Origin of the sequence: Bacteroides xylanisolvens (genome assembly GCF_018289135.1) — a bacterium.
Taxonomy (GTDB): Bacteria; Bacteroidota; Bacteroidia; order Bacteroidales; family Bacteroidaceae; genus Bacteroides; species Bacteroides xylanisolvens.
Window position 1 is genome coordinate 3,213,174 of the sequence record NZ_CP072216.1, and the last position, 19,451, is coordinate 3,232,624.

Sequence of the window (19,451 nt, forward strand, 5' to 3'; positions counted from 1 at the left end):
AAGACAACAAAAATGAGGTATATAGATATGTACAATACCTATATATAAGTAAATACTGGATAATTTAAATAAAAAAAGAAAAGAAACCCTACTTCAGCCAACTCGCCAACGCACGTTCCGTTATCTCCCACAACTGCTCTTTCTGCACATGATTCGTGTATTTATCAGACAAGTTTTTCCGGTGGTTATTGACATACAGTTGTCCTGTCACACCGGCTTCCTTTTCGTCCAACAGTAAACCGATTGCCGTAGAAGCCCCTTTCTTGGGTTTACGGATAAAAGGACGGAAAAAAATATCCGTCAACGGATCGAACCACTTGTGCATAGTGATGATATCAGTAGAAACAATTCCCGGATCCGCAGCATTGACGCTAATCCCTTTCTCTCGAAGTTGCTCGGAAAGTTCGAAAGTAAACAATAATAAAGCCAGCTTCGTGTTACTGTAAACAGGAATCCTCCAAAACGTTCCCGTTTTCCCTCTATGAAAGAAATCCGGGAAGTCGAGCTTGCCGATTGCGTATGTACAGGAAACCATATTTACGATACGCGCTCCACGCACCATCAGCGGAATTAATTTCCGGGTAAGCAGATAAGGTCCCATGTAGTTCACACTTACCGTTCGTTCGAATCCTTCGGAAGTAGTATGAAAACCTGTCTCCATCGTTCCGGCATTGTTCATTAACAAAGAGATGGGAAGATTCCTTTCTAAGATCTGACTGGCAAAAGCAACTACGGATTGCATAGAAGATAAATCGATAGCCATAACTTCCAAATCCGGGTTTCCGGTTTCCTTGCTCAAACGTTCACGAACAACCTCCGCTTTCTGCGGATGATAACAAGCCATAATGATTCGATAACCGGCTTTGGCTACGGCACGTGTTATTTCTGTTCCCATTCCTCCGTCCGCACCGGTGATGATTGCCCATTTCATTTCACTCATTTTTTCTCCAGTTTATCAATCTCCTTTTGTAAAGAGGAAGGTAATTGTTCTTTCAAATGTTGATGACAAGCCATTTCTATCGTATACATACGTCCTATGCAATAATTACTGTGTCCACAGTTGCAACGTGCTTGTTCCTCCTGTTTCATCCGGTTCACGAATCCCGGTTCGTTGAGTAACGCTCTCGCCATCTGCACGGCATCAAAACCGGAATCGAGCACTTCATCTATTTTCTGACGGGAAACAAGACCACCGACATAAATCAACGGCGCATCCGGAAGAGCCGCACGGAATTTCAATGCATCTTCAAGGAAATAGGCCTCTTTGAAGGGCACAGAGGGTATCATCCATTTGCCAAACATACGGACTCCGTATTTCAGCCACCAACAATTCATATAGTAAGACATCGAACGAATCGGCATGGCACCTCTCATTACATACATCGGCGCTTTGCTGACAAAACCACCACTCAACACCAATCCATGAGCACCAAGTTCCAACAGACGTTTGGCCACTTGTATGGATTCGTCTATCTCCATTCCTCCTTTGAAGCCGTCGCGCATATTCATTTTTACGAAAACTGCCATATCACTGCCTGCCGCTTTCATCACTTCTTCCATCACCATATCCATAAAACGCATCCGGTTTTCGAGCGAACCGCCATATTCATCTTTCCGATGATTGGTGTAGGGAGACAGGAATTGACTAATCAAATAGCCGTGCCCCGCATGTACTTCAACGGCGTCAAACCCGGCTTTCCTCGCCAGATTGACTGCATTTCCATACGCTTTCGCCATTTCCGGAAGCTCCTCTTTTTCCATTCCACGCACAAACGTAGGAGAATAGAGGTTGAAGCCTGAAGATGCGGATATAGGAGTGACACCACATATATTTTTATGGGACATATTTCCACAATGCCCGATTTGTATACCTACTGCGGCACCTTCATCGTGCACAGCTTTTGTCAATTCGTGTAAACGGGGAATAATGGACGGACGCAACCACAACTGACGGTCGAAAGAAAGTCCGCTTTGTGTCACGGCAGCATAAGCCACTGTTGTCATACCCACTCCCCCCGCAGCTACCGACCGATGGTAATCCAGCAACATCTGCGTGGGAGTATTCTCCGGACACATGCTCTCAAAAGCTGCCGAACGGATCGTTCGATTCCGCAGCGTCAAAGGGCCAAAGGTGACCGGGCTAAAAAGTTTAGATTCCATAGTAGTTGATATTTTATTTAAGTCATACGTAAATCATGATGAAAAACGCCCCTAATAAAGGAAAGGGAACACTCGTTTCCGTTCTCCCACTGCGTCTCCGAATTCTTCGCGGTAACGGCACCAAATAGCGTTGGCACGGGGAACAAGGTTAGCAATCGTCCACCAAAGGAAGACTAGGCCGGAAAGTGAACAAGTGAGTATCGCCCAACCTGCCCATTCTACTATTTCACCGAAATAGTTGGCGGAAGTGACATAACGGTACATTCCTTTTTGAGGCAGATAATGCCGGGTGTCTCCCGGTTTGCGCAAATGACGGATGATATAATCCGACTGCCAGTTCAACAGCATACCTGCGAAAAAGAGCAGTGTGCCGATAATAAACCACGGTGAAGTGAACCAGCCGGATTGATACATCGTTTCGGGAGCAAGATAGAAAATCCATTTCCCTTGCATATAACCATTCAGCAGATTAAAAAGAACTCCCATCGACATGATTGCCAGCGGCATCTTACTTTTTCCTTTCAATAGCAAAGGGAAGATGAAAGCACGCTGAAAATAGTGAATTTGAAAGAAGAGGAAGAAAGTGAAAATCACCGGCTCGAACCGACGTTCGGAGTAGATCCACATCACGCACATCACCATGAAAACCGGAGCTTCCATCAATATCCAGGCTAGTTTATTGGAGATAGCTACTCCCCACGATGCTGTGCGGAAAATACCATATCCGGCTTTCACAAAGTAAAGGGCGATAAAAACAAACAAAGCAATCAGGCTCATCACCCCCAGAAACAGATTAAAAGTATCTATACTCATACCGATCTATTTTGTAACACGCAAAAATAACAAAAATGAGATAAACGACGATACAAAAAATAGAAAGAATCTGAAGTACATTCTTTTACGAACATAAAAAAGGAGAAAATATAAAATTTCCCGGATGCGCGTCTGAAATGATCGGGCACACATCCGGGATTACTTATCTATTTAATAAAAGGATTTGTTCTTATCAGCGTTTCTTAATTGGGATATAAGCCAAATCATCAAGTACATTTTTATAAGCCGGGCGGATAATCCGTTTACCGTCGAAGGTTAATTCTTCATTGCGGTGTGCACACCAGCCTACGATACGTGCCATGGCAAACAGTGGAGTGAAGATTTCCTGCGGCAAACCGATCATTTCATACACGAAGCCCGAATAGAAATCGATATTGCTGGACACTGTCTTTCCGTTGTTTTTAACCCGTCCGAAAGTAGCTATGGCACGTTCTTCCAACAGTTCGAGGAAAGCAAATTCGCTTTCTCTGCCTTTTTCACGGGCAAGGTCGCGAGCCAGTTCTTTCAATAGAAGAGCACGAGGGTCGGAGATGGTATAAACGGCATGTCCGATACCATAGATCAATCCGGTTTTGTTATACACTTCTTTGTTCAACATTCGGGTGTAATAAGTGTCTATCTCATCTACACTTGTCCAGTCTTTGATATTTTCCTTCAGGTGCTGGAACATGTCGGCAACCTGAATATTGGCACCTCCGTGAAGCGGGCCTTTCAGCGAACCGATACCAGCGGCGATGGCCGAATAAGTATCTGTTCCGGTAGAAGAAGTTACGCGAACGGTGAAAGTGGAGTTATTACCACCACCGTGCTCTGCCTGAAGAATCAATAACAAATCGAGGGTGCGTGCATCCAGTTCGGTATAGTCTTTTTTCAGCATATACAGGAAATTTTCGGCAATAGATAGCTTTTCCTGCGGATGGCGGATATGCAGAGAACGTCCGAAAGTAGCATGACGAAGCATATTATAAGCATAAGCGATGATAGTAGGGAACTTTGAAATCAGTTCAATACTCTGACGCATCAGGTTATCCCGGGAGGTATCATCCGCATTTGCGTCAAAACGATACATTTCCAATACACTGCGTGAAAGAATATTCATGATGTTGTTTCCTTCCAACTCGATGATGTTCATTTTCGTTTTCTGTTCCAACGGCATATTGTCGTTAATCAACTCACGGAAAGAAAGCAATTCTTCTTTATCCGGCAGACGTCCGGAAAGCAATAGGTAAGCCACTTCTTCGAAGCCAAAGCGTTTCTCTTTGATTATAGCGTGAGAAATATCTTCTACATCATAACCGCGATAGAACAGTTTTCCCGGTATGGGTTTCAGTCCACCACCCGGAACACGTTCATATCCTACTACATTACCGATTCTGGTTAAACCTACCAATACACCTGTGCCATCTTCATTACGTAATCCGCGCTTCACATCAAACTTGGAGAACAATTCTGTATCAATCCGGGTAGCTTCCTTCATTTCCTCGGAAAGCTTGTAAATCAAGTACTCTTTTTTCATCTTTCTTCGTTTTTTATTCGTTACTTTTGTTTTTCAATTCTTTCCACGATCTCACGAGTGAAAGCGGAAGTAGAGAGGGAGGTTCCATTCGGCATAAAACGGGCTAAATCGTGTGTAGCGCGAGCGTCCAGGAAGCTTTGTTCCAAGGCTTTCTCTATCAGAGCAGCCGCTTCTTTCCAGTCAAAATATTCGAGCATCATTACTGCCGAAAGGATAATAGAACAAGGGTTCACCACATCTTTTCCCGCAATATTGGGGGCTGTTCCGTGAGTCGCTTCAAAGATGGCATGACCTGTCTGGTAGTTGATATTTGCTCCCGGAGCGATACCGATACCGCCTACCATAGCCGCCAGTTGGTCAGAAACATAGTCTCCGTTGAGGTTTAAGGTGGCTATCACGGAATATTCTTCGGGAATCAGGAGTGTATTTTGTAAGAAAGCATCCGCAATGCAATCTTTTATCACCAGTCTGCCATCTGCCAAAGCATCGCCAAATTCACGTTGCGCCAGTTCGTAGCCCCATTTTTTGAAACCACCTTCGGTAAACTTCATGATATTCCCTTTATGCACCAGTGTTACGGAAGGCAAATGATGGTCGAGCGCATACTGGCAGGCAGCACGCACAAGACGCTCCGTGCCCTCACATGATACAGGTTTCACACCGAAAGAAGAGGTTTCCGGGAAACGGACTTTTGTCACGCCCATTTCGTCTTTCAAGAATTGATAGAACTTTTCAGCCTCCGGAGTTCCGGCTTCCCATTCGATACCTGCATAAATATCTTCCGTATTTTCACGGAACACACACATGTTCACTTTCTCCGGTGATTTGACAGGCGACTGTACTCCCTGATACCAACGAACCGGACGAAGACAGACGTATAAATCAAGTGTCTGACGCAGTGCTACGTTCAACGAACGGATTCCACCTCCGACAGGAGTTGTCAACGGACCTTTGATTCCTACCAGGTATTCCTGAAAGGTTTCCATTGTTTCATCCGGCAACCAGGAACCAGTCGCGTTGAAGGCACGTTCTCCCGCTAACACTTCTTTCCATTCGATACGACGTTTGCCACCGTATGCTTTCCGGATAGCTGCGTCCACTACGGCTTGCATGGCAGGAGTCACTTCGGCTCCTACTCCATCGCCGGTAATATAAGGTACGGTAGGCACATCGGGTACCAACAGCGTACCATCTGTTTGCATGGTTATTTTGCTCATTTTTTATCTTGCATTTAAGGCAGAACCGGCACGGAACCAAGCTATCTGCTGTTCATTATAGGTATGTTGCACTTCAAAACTTTCTTTCGTTCCGTCTTCGTGATGAAGAACAATCGTCAAATTGCGCCCCGGTGCGAAATGGACTAAGCCTGATACGGACAGAAGATCGTGTTCCCGAATTTTATCATAGTCTGCTTTATCTACAAAAGTAAGAGCAAGCATTCCTTGTTTTTTCAGATTTGTTTCGTGGATACGGGCAAAACTCTTAGCCAAAATGACACGTACATTGAGGAAGCGTGGTTCCATGGCTGCATGTTCACGGCTGGAACCTTCTCCATAATTCTCTTCGGCAACAACAATAGACGGAATACCTTCGGATTTATACATCTTTGCCGTACCGGAAACTGTTCCATAAGTATTTGTCGAACGATTCCAAACACGGTTCATTTCACCATTGAAAGCATTGACAGCCCCCATCAGCATATTGTCGGAAATATTCTCCAAATGTCCACGGAAGCGGAGCCACGGACCTGCCATAGAGATATGGTCGGTAGTACATTTTCCCTGTGCTTTAATCAATAAAGGCATGTTCAGCAAGTCCTGTCCGTCCCATGCCGGGAAAGGAGTCAGAAGCTGGAGACGTTGGGAATCCGGTTTTACCCTGATTTCCGTTTTTGCTCCGTGCGGGGCAATATATCCCTCATTTCCCTGTTCAAAACCTTTCAAAGGAAGTTCATCTCCTACAGGCTCGGAGAGTTTCACTTTTTCTCCGTTATGATTCACCAGTCTGTCTTTCAACGGGTTGAAACAGAGATCACCGGCTATTGTTAACGCCATCGTTAGTTCCGGAGAAGCTACAAACGCGTATGTGTTGGGATTACCGTCAGCGCGTTTGGCAAAATTACGATTGAAAGAGGTGACGATTGAGTTTTTTCGTGTCGGATCGTCCGTCTGACGTTTCCACTGACCGATACAAGGTCCACAGGCATTTGCCATAATCGTGGCTCCCAGCCGTTCAAAAGCTTCAATCATACCGTCTCTTTCGGCAGTAGCCCGAATTTGCTCCGAACCCGGATTGACGATCAGCGGAGAAGCGACGCTCAAATTCTTTTCTGTCACCTGCTTTGCCAGAGAAGCTGCACGGCTCAAATCCTGATAAGAAGAATTGGTACATGAACCTATCAAGCCCACCTCCATTTTACGAGGGTAGCCGTTCAATAACACTTTTTCTGCAAATTCAGAGATAGGAGTAGCGGCATCCGGTGTAAACGGCCCGTTTATATAAGGTTCGAGTTCTGACAAGTCTATTTCAATTACACGATCGTAATAGTTGGATGGTTCGTCGGTCACAATGTCGTCTGCACGAAGATCTGCATCAACAGATTCAGCCCAATCGACTACACAATCTCTTCCGGTAGCTCTCAAATAAGTAGCCATGCGCCCGTCAAAGGGGAATAAAGAGGTAGTAGCTCCAACTTCGGCACCCATATTGCAAATGGTAGCTTTCCCGGTAGCAGAAAGGGATTCGGTTCCGGGACCAAAATATTCGATAATAGCATTCGTTCCTCCTTTTACGGTAAGGATGCCGGCCAGCTTCAGAATCACGTCTTTCGGAGAAGTCCAACCGCTCAGTTTTCCGGTCAGACGAACACCAATAATCTTCGGCATTTTCAGCTCCCATTCCATTCCTGTCATCACATCCACAGCATCCGCGCCACCGACACCGATAGCCACCATGCCCAGTCCGCCTGCATTAGGCGTATGAGAGTCTGTTCCCACCATCATACCACCGGGGAAAGCATAGTTTTCGAGCACTACCTGATGGATAATTCCTGCTCCCGGTTTCCAGAAGCCAATGCCATAACGGGAAGATACATCACGGAGGAAATCGTATACTTCTTCATTAGTCAGTCTTGCCGTAGCAATATCCGCCTTTGCACCTTTATACGCCTGTATCAAGTGATCGCAATGCACTGTCGAAGGCACAGCCACCTGATCCTTACCTGCATTCATAAATTGAAGCAAAGCCATCTGCGCAGTTGCATCCTGCATAGCCACACGGTCGGGACGGAAATTCACATAATCCTCCCCCCGTTTGTAATCTTTCAAATCGGCTACATCATACAGATGAGCATACAAAATCTTCTCGGCCAATGTCAAAGGGCGTTTCAGTATAGCCCGTACGTGTTCTACCTTTCCTTTATAAGCAGCGTAGAAAGCTTCTAACATAGTCACATCATATACCATATTGCTTTTTGTTTTTTTAGTCTATCTATTAAAATAACGAACGACGTTCGAGTAATGTTTAACAAAATGAAATATTTTTTCTACCCGGAACGAAGATTTGTTACCTTTGCGCCTATTATGAGTAATAATCCGAAAAGTCCCATTATAGACCTTCAGCAGCAGCAACTCCTCCTGCGGATGGAGTATGAATATGAGAAGGAAGAATTTAAGCGGCAGACCGAAACAATGGGCGTTGCCCGTAAAGTGAAGCGCGGTCTCTGCTGGTATCCTGTCTCTCTTGGCCGAAGTTACTACAATTCGCTGAATCAGCTTGTAATAGATATTACACGGACCGAAAATAAAGAAATAGAGCATTCCTTTGACTTCGGCCGCCCTGTTTGCTTTTTCCACCAGTCATTCGAAGGAAAAGTGAAGTATATGGATTTCATCGCTACCGTCAGCTTTGCCGACGAAGAACGAATGGTCGTTGTACTCCCCGGAGCAGGAGCTTTAGCGGAACTGCAAACTGACGGTATACTGGGGGTACAACTTTATTTTGACGAAACATCGTACCGGGCCATGTTCGAAGCACTGGAAGACACGATACGTGCCAAGGACAACCGCCTGGCGGAACTGCGTGACATTTTGTTGGGTACCCAAAAGCCGGGATTCCGCGAATTATATCCTGTCCGCTTCCCATGGCTGAACAGTACACAGGAAACAGCAGTCAACAAGGTGCTATGTACGTGTGACGTATCTATTGTTCACGGTCCTCCGGGAACCGGAAAGACAACGACTCTTGTCGAAGCGATTTACGAAACATTGCATCGGGAACCACAAGTGCTTGTTTGTGCGCAAAGCAACACAGCTGTCGACTGGATTTGTGAGAAACTGGTAGATCGGGGAGTCCCCGTGCTCCGCATTGGAAATCCAACCCGGGTCAACGACAAAATGCTTTCATCCACCTACGAACGCCGGTTTGAAAGTCATCCTGCCTATCCGGAGCTTTGGGGAATTCGTAAATCTATCCGCGAAATGGGTAGCCGGATGCGCCGGGGTAGTTATTCTGAACGGGAAGGAATGCGTAATCGCATGAGTCGTCTCCGCGACCGCGCCACGGAGTTGGAAATACAAATCAATGCCGATCTTTTCGACAGTGCCCGCGTGATTGCTTCTACCCTAGTCAGCAGCAACCACCGCCTGCTCAACGGACGTCGTTTTTCGACTTTATTCATTGACGAAGCTGCACAAGCCCTCGAAGCTGCCTGCTGGATTGCTATCCGCAAAGCAGACCGGGTCATCCTTGCAGGAGATCATTGTCAACTTCCGCCGACTATCAAATGTATAGAAGCCTCCTGTGGAGGATTGGATCATACATTAATGGAAAAAGTAGTTCAGCAAAAACCTTCCGCGGTCTCTCTATTAAAAGTACAGTACAGAATGCATGAAGCCATCATGCAGTTTCCCTCTGACTGGTTTTATCATGGAGAACTGGAAGCTGCTCCGGAAGTACGCTATCGGGGGATTCTTGATTTCGACACTCCCATGAACTGGATCGACACTTCAGAGATGGACTTTCACGAAGACTTTGTAGGCGAAAGTTTCGGACGCATCAATAAGCAGGAAGCCAACCTACTACTGCAAGAACTGGAAACTTACATCGAACGTATCGGCAAAGAACGGATACTGGATGAAAGAATTGATTTCGGTCTGATTTCACCCTACAAGGCGCAAGTGCAATATTTGAGGGGAAAGATCAAAGGGAGCAGCTTTTTACGTCCTTTCCGCAGCCTCATCACCGTAAACACGGTAGACGGTTTTCAGGGACAGGAGCGAGATGTCATTTTCATCAGTCTTGTACGTGCCAACGAGGATGGACAGATTGGATTCCTGAATGATTTGCGAAGAATGAATGTAGCGATTACAAGGGCACGAATGAAGCTTGTTATATTAGGAGATGCCTCCACCCTTACCAAACATCCTTTCTATAAAAGATTGATGTTATTCATTAAAAAGGAGGATTAAATACTTAATCCTCCTTTTAACAAAGCACACTTTCTCCCGAAACCACACTTTTTTTAACACAAACAAAACAAACAATATTTTACATCAGTACTATTCTTAATTTTTCACCCTCAAAGATAGTCGATTATTCCAATGCACTCCAACTATTTCCACCATTTTATTTGCGGATCGCGCGTTTTTGCCCATTCTGCAAATTTAGGATATGTTTTATCAATGCGCTGATTCTCCTTTTTAAGATCTAAATTCAAAATAGAAGCGTCCAAACGAGCATCTACATGAATTGCAAACGGAAAACCATCTTTGCAAATGAAATAGGTACCATCTACATCACCACGAGAAATATCAGCTCCGGAAGGGAAACGATTATTCGCACCAGTCGTCGGCTTATGATCTGTCAGATGGACTTCTGTGGCAGAGTTGAATACTTTTATAAAAGGATTATAAGGAGCTACCACCACTGGTTTATCAAGAGTAGGATTATTAAATTGTATGGATACCGTATATGTCTTCTCTTGAATATTCTGATTAATCATATCCTCCGCATTCACATTGGATACTCCCAATTCAGCTTTAGCATCCTTGAATAATGTTATCACATTACCTGAATAGGAAGAAGCTTCACTACCATTAACCGTTACTTTAGAAGCTTTACTCAAATCGAAAGGAACTTCATAAGCAAACGAGTTCTTATAATTAGCTCCCGTCCAAGCCAAGGTGAACTTATCAATAATATTAAGAACCTTATTATCTATATTATAATCAACGCTTGACTGATATTTCATGACTACATCATTCAAGTCATAATCTCCTTGTTCCGGCCAGTTATCTTCAAAGCCAAGCACTCCAGAATACATTTCTGTTCCTTGTCGATCACCCGGATTAGGAACATCCGGAACTTCAATAGCAGCAATAGGATTAGAAGAGATAACGAAAGCAACATCATTATAGTCATTTTCACCGTTTTTCCAGTCTTCCATAGTGATAACATTCACTCTATCACCTGCTTTATTTTTTGCTGCAAAAATTGCAGTGTGAGAAATTTTGTCACTATTCAAAGATTTGGTTGAGTAGAACATATTCCCATTAGCCTTGGCATTTACCCAGCCATTATTCCATATCAAGAAACCAATCTTTGTATTTGCCGGAATACGTTCCGGGTCCTTTTGAGGGAAATTACCAGTCTCATTTATATATTTTAAATTAACCGCAACCCCACTATAATAACCTAAACTATTTCCATGTGCGTTAGGAAATATGACACATGCATGCTTTGTTGCCTTCCTTATTTCATCAATAGAAGCATCTTTCGGATAGCAATAATAAGCAAATACACTTTTCGCCCCTGTGTCTCCCCCCAAATAGTTAATAACGACATTTGCATCTTCTTTTATCAGAATATCAGCATTATCAGTAACTAAAGGTCCTACGTTATTCTTTCCTTCCGGAAAATATGTCGTTATATAACTCTTGAGAGTTGCATCCACGTTGATCTTCTTAGAAGCATCCAAATAGTCAGGCTTACCTGAATTTGCATTCCAAGTTCCTAATACGTTCGGGATTACATCTGTAATAAATTTCACCGCAGCCCTTGTTTGTGCACTTCTCGTTGATGAATCCACAGGAGTAACATCAAGAGCATTCTCAAAGGTTATTTTTGCGCTGACATCCGAACCGACAACTTTAGTTTTATACAAAGTCGGCACACCAAAATCCGGAGAATAAATATAAACTTCTGAAACTGCTGTCGGGAAAGAAGCCGGTTTGATATAACGTCCTTGTATATCTGTAAATCCGGTTGCAATGTGTGACACCCCTGCTTTCTTTATAATCTGACCGCCTTCTGCCACATAAGAAAGCGGATTTTCAGCATAAACTTCAAAATAAGCCCTAGGACATTCCTTTCCATAATCAATATTCAATTGAATATTTTTAGTAGTGGCAAAGTCGAAATAGTTATCTAAAGTAACTTCTTCTTTATCTCCTGAATTAGCAGGATCATATACATCTTTCTGTAAACAGCTTGAGAAAGCAACAGAAACAACACTGATAACACATGCTAATTTAGCAATGTTAATCATTCTCTGGGGTAAGTTAAAACACATCATACTTCTCGTTCATTTTATTTGATAGTGCAAATATAAACATAAACTTGCATATTTTAATCACATTATTGATATATTTTTCAAAAAAAAGTTTCTGCAAGCTTCACCTACCCATTTTTAAATATCTTATTAATAAAAAAGGAGAAAGCAAAAAGCCCTCTCCTTCTTTTAAAACTTGTATAATCTGGTCTAATTAATTATTCTCCGGACGAAGTTTACGAACAGTTACAGCAGTCTGCCACATTTCGCTTTCGCGTAATTGACGGAGCTCCTCGTTTAACTTTTCACGATAATCAGGTTGTGAATTACTGTCGATAGAAATCTGTGCTTCGTTACCAGTCTTCACACTGTTATACAACTTTTCAACTACCGGTTTGATAGCATCGTGGAATGGGCCCATCCAATCGAGAGCACCACGTTGAGCAGTAGTAGAGCAGTTAGCGTACATCCAGTCCATACCGTTCTTTGCGAACAACGGCATCAATGACTGTGTCAGTTCTTCCACTGTTTCATTGAATGCTTCAGAAGGACTATGACCGTTTTCACGCAATACTTCGTACTGTGCCAGCAACAAACCTTGGATAGCCCCCATCAATGAACCACGTTCACCTGTCAGGTCAGAAGTAGCCTCACGTTGGAAAGTTGTTTCGAACAGATAACCGGAACCGATACCAATACCCAGTGCGATGGTTCTTTCGTAAGCCTTGCCTGTAGCATCCTGATAGATAGCATAAGAAGAGTTCAAGCCGCGTCCTTCGAGGAACATAGTACGCAAAGATGTACCCGAACCTTTAGGAGCAACCATGATAACGTCGATATCAGCAGGAGGAACTACACCTGTACGGTCGTTCCAAGTGATAGCAAAACCGTGTGAGAAATAAAGAGCTTTTCCGGCAGTCAGGTAAGGCTTGATAGTAGGCCATACTGACATTACTGCTGCGTCAGACAACAGACACATTACAATAGTACCTCTCTCACAAGCTTCTTCGATACCGAACAAAGTTTCACCCGGAACCCATCCGTCTGCTACTGCCTTATCGTATGTTTTTCCTTCACGTTGACCAACGATTACATTGAAACCGTTATCACGCAAGTTCAGTGCCTGTCCAGGACCCTGTACGCCATAACCGATTACAGCGATTGTTTCATTTTTCAATACTTCACGAGCTTTTTCCAATGGAAATTCGTCACGGATTACTACAGTTTCAGTAGTACCTCCAAAATTCAACTGTGCCATTTTCTTTTTGTTTTTAGTTTTTGATGACTTACGCCATCTGTTATTAATTGATTTTATATTCTCACATTTATTCAAATATCACTTTCGAGCGGCAAACAACTTCGTTGCCATTCTTCTTCACTTCTACGTGAAACTCGTTTGCATTCACTTCATCGCAGAAGAAAGAGAGTTCATCACCAAAATAGCTTTCCGCCACATACGCCATTTCAAAACGACGGATACGTTTGGTCTTATACAATTCAATCGGGAACAAATCAAGGATATGTTCGATGTAACGGATGCTGTTTACATGACCATTGATATCTATATCACTGTACTTTGCCGTCAGGGTAGCTATCGACTGATCGCTTGTCACTTTGATACGTGAAGGCTTTTCAATCGGGCAAGGCTCATCACAGACATAGTTTACGATACTTCCCCCATGCAAAGTCAACAAGTCGGCAGGCTTGCGGGTATTAAGATTAATCATTGCCCATACGGAACGTGCGTAGCCAATCTTCTTCCCATCCTTATCAATAATAGCAAAATTACGGTCCGTAAACAAACGGTAGACATTTTCCACCCACGTCTGAACCGAGAAATTCTCATACTGATAAGGCATTTCATCCAACTCAATAGCCAGACGTGAAAGCACCCATGTATAATTGTCCTCATTCAGCGTTGCAATACCAAAACCACGGTCATTGGCGTGAAAACCTGCACAATTCAGTAGATGATTTCCCAGTACCCCCATAGTCAGACGTCCGTTGAAGTCAACATGGAACGGTTCTGCCACAAACTGATAAGTCCCTATTCTATTTTCTTCACTCATTATTCTTATTGGTTTTTACTTTGGTTATACATAGCTTCCCGTCCATCGAGAAACTCATTCACCCGTTCAAAACAGCTGGTAGTAATCGCTACACGTCCTGAACGAACAAACTGCAAAACACAATTCAAAGCCTTCAGTTCACCATAGAGCGAAGTTATATCTTCGCTCATTCCATTTTTCTCGACAATAGAAAATACCGGATTGACTTCCACTATACGTGCATTGTATCTACGAATCAGCTTGGATGCTTCCGGATTCTCCTGAAAAGCAGGAGTAGACACCTTATATAATGCAATCTCGTGGAAATAAATCTCATCCTCTGTGAAATAATGTGCCTGAATCACGTCGATCTTCTTTTCGATCTGTTTCACTACCTTCTCAATGATGTCCTTATCAGTCCAGGCTGTTATTGTATACTTATGTACACCTTTAATAGAAGAAGCAGATACATTCAGACTCTCAATATTTATTTGCCGACGGGTAAATACAGCAGTTACCTGATTCAGCAACCCGGCTATATTCTCCGAATGAACAATGATTGTATATAACGTTTTATCACTCATAACTCTAATTTTTTAAATGCGAACTCTCAACTCTCCATTCTCAACTCTCAACTTCTCCTAGCACTCCAGCAACATCTGGTTTACCGAACCACCCGGAGGAGTCATCGGCAAAACATTGCCTTCTTTCACCACGCAAGCTTCGAGCAGGAACGGACCGTCCGTTGCCAGCATTTCAGCAATAGCTTCCTTCAGTTCTTCACGAGTGAAAACACGCTTGGAAGGAATATCATAAGCCGAGGCCACTTTCATATAATCCGGATTCAACATCGGGGTAAACGAATAGCGACGGTTGAAAAACATAGCTTGCCACTGACGTACGTTTCCGAGGTAATTATTGTTCAAGCAGATAATCTTCACCGGAGCCTTCTGCTCCATAATCGTACCCAGTTCCTGAATATTCATTTGCAGTCCGCCATCTCCCATAAATACGCATACGGTACGTTCCGGTGCTCCGAAAGTTGCCCCGATAGCTGCGGGAAGCCCGAAGCCCATTGTTCCAAGTCCTCCGGAAGTAATGATACTGCGTTCTTTCGTATATTTAAAGTAGCGTGCAGATATCATCTGATTTTGACCTACATCTGTTACCAAAACAGCTTCATGGTGAGTAGCATCACTAACCGCACGTACCACTTCCCCCATACTCAAAGAGTTTGTGGCAGGATGAAGTTCAGGACGGATTACTTTTTCCTCCTCCACTTTCTCATATTCTTTGAAGCTATCAATCCATTCGGTATGAGTGTTCTTTTTCAGAAGTTTCGTCACAGAAGCCAGTGTTTCCTTGCAATCTCCCAATACAGCTACATCTACCTTTACATTCTTATTAACTTCCGCAGGATCGATATCAAAATGAATCACTTTTGCCTGTTTGGCATAAGTAGCCAAATTACCGGTCACACGGTCGTCAAAACGCATACCAACAGCAATCAGCACATCGCATTTATTGGTATTGATATTCGGTCCCAGATTGCCGTGCATACCCAACATACCTTTATTCAACGGATGTTCTGTCGGCAAAGCCGAAAGTCCGAGCAGCGTACAACCCGCAGGCATATCCGCTTTTTCGATAAACTCGCGCAATTCGCTCTGTGCATTTCCCAGTTCAACACCTTGTCCAACCAATACAAGCGGACGTTCAGCGTTATTAATCAGTTCGGCAGCAGCCTGTACAGTCTCCTCGTCCGTATCGGGAACAGGAACATAACTACGGATAAAATCGACTTTCGTCGGTTCGTATTTCGTTTTCTCTACTTGCGCATTTTTGGCAAAGTCCAATACCACCGGACCCGGACGACCACTACGGGCAATGTAAAACGCACGTGCTACCGCCCAGGCTACATCTTCCGCACGGCGAATCTGATAACTCCATTTAGTGATTGGCTGGGTGATACCTACCAAGTCAACTTCCTGAAAAGCATCCGTCCCAAGAAAGCCTGTTCCCACCTGTCCGGCAATCACCACGATAGGCGTACTATCGATCATCGCATCCGCAATGCCTGTTACCGTATTGGTTGCTCCGGGACCACTCGTCACCAGGCAAACACCTACATCACCCGATACACGGGCATAACCTTGTGCGGCATGGGCGGCTCCCTGCTCGTGACGAACCAAGATATGGTTCAATATATTTTGATGATCGTACAAGGCATCGAATACCGGCATAATAGAACCACCGGGGTAACCAAAGATGGTAGTCACTCCCTGATGTTCCAAGGAGCGCATCAAAGCCTCTGCACCTGTTATTAAATCTTTCATATTAGTTGATAGTTGATAAATGATAAATGATAGTTGAGAAATGACAGTTGAAAATGAATGGTTTACAATCATTGCGCTAAGTGCTGCGCAGCTAACTATTACCTATCAACTATATTATATAATTCTCACTGCTCCCTTATCGGCAGAGCTTACCATGCTGGCATACGCCTTCAGGCTCTTCGGTACATAACGGTCACGAGTGACAGGAGTCATCGGACGGGCCGCCAGTTCTTCATCCGTCAGTCGCACGTTAATCTTCCGGGCCGGAATATCGATTTCGATAATGTCTCCGTCTACAATTTTTCCGATATTGCCTCCAGCTGCCGCTTCAGGAGAAATATGTCCGATACTCAATCCGGAAGTTCCACCACTGAAACGTCCGTCGGTAATCAAAGCACATTCTTTTCCGAGATGACGAGATTTGATATAAGAGGTAGGATAAAGCATTTCCTGCATACCGGGACCACCCTTCGGACCTTCGTGCGTAATGACGACTACATCGCCACTGACGACTCGGCCTCCGAGGATGCCTTCACAGGCTGCTTCTTGCGAATCAAATACTTTGGCAGGTCCGGTAAATTTCCAGATACTTTCGTCTACACCTGCTGTTTTTACCACACAACCGTCTTGGGCAATATTGCCTTTCAATACGGCCAATCCACCGTCTTTGCTATAAGCATGTTCCAAATCACGGATACATCCGTTTGCACGGTCTTTATCCAATTCCTTATAGTACATGCCCTGTGAACCAAGTACGAGATTGAATCTATTTCCGGCTGCACTCGAATATTTTTTAATTGCCTTTTCGCTTACATTCGGGCTGGTGATTGAATATTCATTAATAGCTTCCGCCAATGACATTCCGTCTACCCGTCGAACAGATGTATCTATCAGACCGCCTTTTGCCAGTTCATCCATGATAGCAATAATACCACCGGCACGGTTTACATCCTGAATATGATATTTCTGTGTATTGGGAGCCACCTTGCAGAGACAAGGAGCCTTGCGGGAAAGCATATCGATATCATCCATCTTGAAATCTACCTCTGCTTCATGAGCAATAGCCAACAGGTGAAGAACTGTATTAGTAGAACCACCCATTGCTATATCCAGCGTCATGGCATTCAAGAAAGCCTGACGGGTAGCAATGCTACGAGGAAGCACACTTTCGTCTCCTTCTTCATAATATAACTTTGCATTTTTTACGATCAGTTCTGCTGCATCTTTGAAAAGCTGCGTACGATTCTCGTGTGTAGCTACGATGGTTCCGTTTCCGGGAAGAGCCAGTCCGATTGCTTCATTCAGGCAGTTCATTGAATTGGCGGTAAACATACCGGAACAACATCCGCAAGTAGGACAAGCATTTTGCTCGATATTCGCTACTTCCTGATCGCTGACACTTTCATCAGCCGATTTAATCATCGCGTCGATCAAATCCAGGTGCTGACCATTCCATTCTCCGGCTTCCATCGGACCGCCCGATACAAATACGGCAGGAATATTCAAACGCATAGCCGCCATCAACATTCCGGGAGTAATCTTATCGCAATTGCTGATACATATCATTGCATCTGCCTTGTGCGCATTAACCATATATTCTACACTGTCTGCAATGATGTCACGTGAAGGAAGCGAGTAAAGCATACCATCATGTCCCATTGCTATACCGTCGTCGATAGCTATTGTATTGAATTCCGCAGCGAAGCATCCCAGCTTCTCAATCTCTGCCTTCACCAGCTGACCGATTTCATGCAGATGCACATGTCCCGGAACAAACTGGGTGAACGAATTGACGATAGCAATAATGGGTTTACCCATCTGATTCTTCTTCATGCCGTTGGCTGCCCATAACGCACGGGCTCCCGCCATCCGACGGCCTTGTGTACTAAACGAACTGCGTAATTGCTTTTTCATTTCAATCTATCTTTTAATTAAAGAGCCTTCCTCACACAAGTGAGAAAGGCTCTAAATTCTATCTTTTATGGTACGAACACATACAACACAAAAACCTTTCTCACGCTCTTGATGGGACCACCACGACGCGAATAATATGCAGGACTGCTAGGTTAATAGATGTATGTAACATATTCATATCTTCTTTTCTTTATTTTCGTGCTGCAAAGGTAAGGGCTTTTTTATTATATCCAAACAAATCGAAGAAAAAAATCACTTAAAAGCGAATAATTGTAAGAAAAGAGAGGTATTATTTCTCTATTTTATCACTTAAAGGTTGAATTTACAACTATTATCTAACTGCGCACCTCACTTTCTTTTTCTGACAAAAGCACTTAATAATCTGAAATTTACCCTCCCTATACCGGAGTACAAGCAAATAATTCGTATCTTTGTAGACCCGTATTTACGGGAATTATTAATCAGAAACAAAAAAGATCAGATGGAAACAGTAGAAAACAAGTACATTACCGTTGCATACAAACTATATACAATGGAAGATGGTGAAAAAGAGTTGTTCGAAGAAGCAAAAGCAGAACATCCCTTTCAATTCATTTCAGGATTAGGAACAACACTCGAAGATTTCGAAAATCAGATAACTGCTCTTTCTAAAGGTGATAAATTTGATTTTACCATTCCGGCAGATAAGGCTTACGGACAATATGACGAACAACACGTTATTGACCTCCCCAAAAATATTTTTGAAATAGATGGCAAGTTTGACAGCGAACGTATTAAAGAAGGTAACATCGTACCTTTGATGACTGGTGACGGTCAACGCGTAAATGCCAGCGTAGTAGAAATCAAACCGGATGTTGTAGTAGTTGACCTCAATCACCCGTTGGCTGGTGCCGACCTGATTTTCGAAGGTGAAATACTGGAAAGCCGTCCTGCTACCAACGAAGAAATCCAGGAATTGGTGAAAATGATGAGTGGCGAAGGTGGTTGCGGTTGCGGATGCGACAGCTGCGGTGATGGCTGTGGCGACGACTGCGGTTGCGAAGGCGGACACTGTCATTAATTGAAGTATAAAGTATTAAGTATTAATTCCGTGC

Annotated in this window: 14 protein-coding genes; 2 read left to right on the forward strand and 12 right to left on the reverse strand. The window is 43.8% G+C overall.

All coding sequences use genetic code 11. The features are described from left to right. Positions 1-88 precede the first annotated feature (88 nt). The 6 genes from INE92_RS13790 to INE92_RS13815 all read right to left on the reverse strand — a co-directional run bounded on the left by INE92_RS13790 (position 89) and on the right by INE92_RS13815 (position 7,974). Complete coding sequence (locus tag INE92_RS13790; protein ID WP_015531439.1) at positions 89-940, reverse strand: SDR family oxidoreductase; 852 nt, start codon at positions 938-940, stop codon at positions 89-91. Continuing rightward, complete coding sequence (locus INE92_RS13795; protein WP_004315786.1) at positions 937-2,160, reverse strand: NADH:flavin oxidoreductase; 1,224 nt, start codon at positions 2,158-2,160, stop codon at positions 937-939. Before INE92_RS13795 ends, INE92_RS13790 begins: the two co-directional genes overlap by 4 nt. A 51-nt stretch (positions 2,161-2,211) precedes the next feature. Further along, on the reverse strand, positions 2,212-2,973 hold the full coding sequence (locus INE92_RS13800) for a DUF1295 domain-containing protein (RefSeq protein WP_009038754.1): 762 nt from the start codon (positions 2,971-2,973) through the stop codon (positions 2,212-2,214). 193 nt (positions 2,974-3,166) lie between these two features. Then, positions 3,167-4,510: a citrate/2-methylcitrate synthase gene (locus INE92_RS13805; protein ID WP_004299485.1), complete on the reverse strand. Its 1,344-nt coding sequence runs from the start codon at positions 4,508-4,510 to the stop codon at positions 3,167-3,169. A gap of 20 nt (positions 4,511-4,530) precedes the next feature. Next, on the reverse strand, positions 4,531-5,727 hold the full coding sequence (gene icd / locus INE92_RS13810) for an NADP-dependent isocitrate dehydrogenase (RefSeq protein WP_008776293.1): 1,197 nt from the start codon (positions 5,725-5,727) through the stop codon (positions 4,531-4,533). 3 nt (positions 5,728-5,730) lie between these two features. Beyond that, positions 5,731-7,974 (reverse strand): aconitate hydratase, encoded by a 2,244-nt coding sequence (locus INE92_RS13815; RefSeq protein WP_015531438.1) that lies wholly within the window; start codon positions 7,972-7,974, stop codon positions 5,731-5,733. Between the two features lie 66 nt (positions 7,975-8,040). On the opposite strand from INE92_RS13815, the gene INE92_RS13820 reads away from it, so the two are divergent. Then, on the forward strand, positions 8,041-9,978 hold the full coding sequence (locus INE92_RS13820; protein WP_229097086.1) for an AAA domain-containing protein: 1,938 nt from the start codon (positions 8,041-8,043) through the stop codon (positions 9,976-9,978). 143 nt (positions 9,979-10,121) lie between these two features. Here INE92_RS13820 and INE92_RS13825 read toward each other — a convergent pair whose 3' ends face one another. The 6 genes from INE92_RS13825 to ilvD all read right to left on the reverse strand — a co-directional run bounded on the left by INE92_RS13825 (position 10,122) and on the right by ilvD (position 18,357). Further along, the gene (locus INE92_RS13825; RefSeq protein ID WP_195436760.1) at positions 10,122-12,083 is read right to left on the reverse strand and encodes an LruC domain-containing protein; all 1,962 of its coding nucleotides are present in this window, start codon (positions 12,081-12,083) and stop codon (positions 10,122-10,124) included. Positions 12,084-12,273: 190 nt separating this feature from the next. Further along, positions 12,274-13,317, reverse strand: coding sequence for a ketol-acid reductoisomerase (gene ilvC, locus INE92_RS13830; RefSeq protein ID WP_004321861.1), 1,044 nt, complete (start codon positions 13,315-13,317; stop codon positions 12,274-12,276). Between the two features lie 67 nt (positions 13,318-13,384). Continuing rightward, complete coding sequence (locus INE92_RS13835; RefSeq protein ID WP_004299477.1) at positions 13,385-14,128, reverse strand: acyl-[acyl-carrier-protein] thioesterase; 744 nt, start codon at positions 14,126-14,128, stop codon at positions 13,385-13,387. A 5-nt stretch (positions 14,129-14,133) separates the two neighbouring features. Continuing rightward, entirely contained in the window at positions 14,134-14,691 is a 558-nt protein-coding gene (gene ilvN / locus INE92_RS13840; RefSeq protein ID WP_004299476.1) for an acetolactate synthase small subunit, read from the reverse strand. Between the two features lie 57 nt (positions 14,692-14,748). Beyond that, a complete protein-coding gene (gene ilvB / locus INE92_RS13845) occupies positions 14,749-16,443 on the reverse strand; it encodes a biosynthetic-type acetolactate synthase large subunit (RefSeq protein ID WP_015531435.1) in 1,695 nt (564 codons plus the stop codon). 114 nt (positions 16,444-16,557) lie between these two features. Beyond that, on the reverse strand, positions 16,558-18,357 hold the full coding sequence (ilvD, locus tag INE92_RS13850) for a dihydroxy-acid dehydratase (RefSeq protein WP_015531434.1): 1,800 nt from the start codon (positions 18,355-18,357) through the stop codon (positions 16,558-16,560). Between the two features lie 481 nt (positions 18,358-18,838). Here ilvD and INE92_RS13855 point away from each other — a divergent pair, with 481 nt between their 5' ends. Next, the gene (locus INE92_RS13855; protein WP_004313581.1) at positions 18,839-19,417 is read left to right on the forward strand and encodes an FKBP-type peptidyl-prolyl cis-trans isomerase; all 579 of its coding nucleotides are present in this window, start codon (positions 18,839-18,841) and stop codon (positions 19,415-19,417) included. The last annotated feature ends 34 nt before the right edge of the window (positions 19,418-19,451 follow it).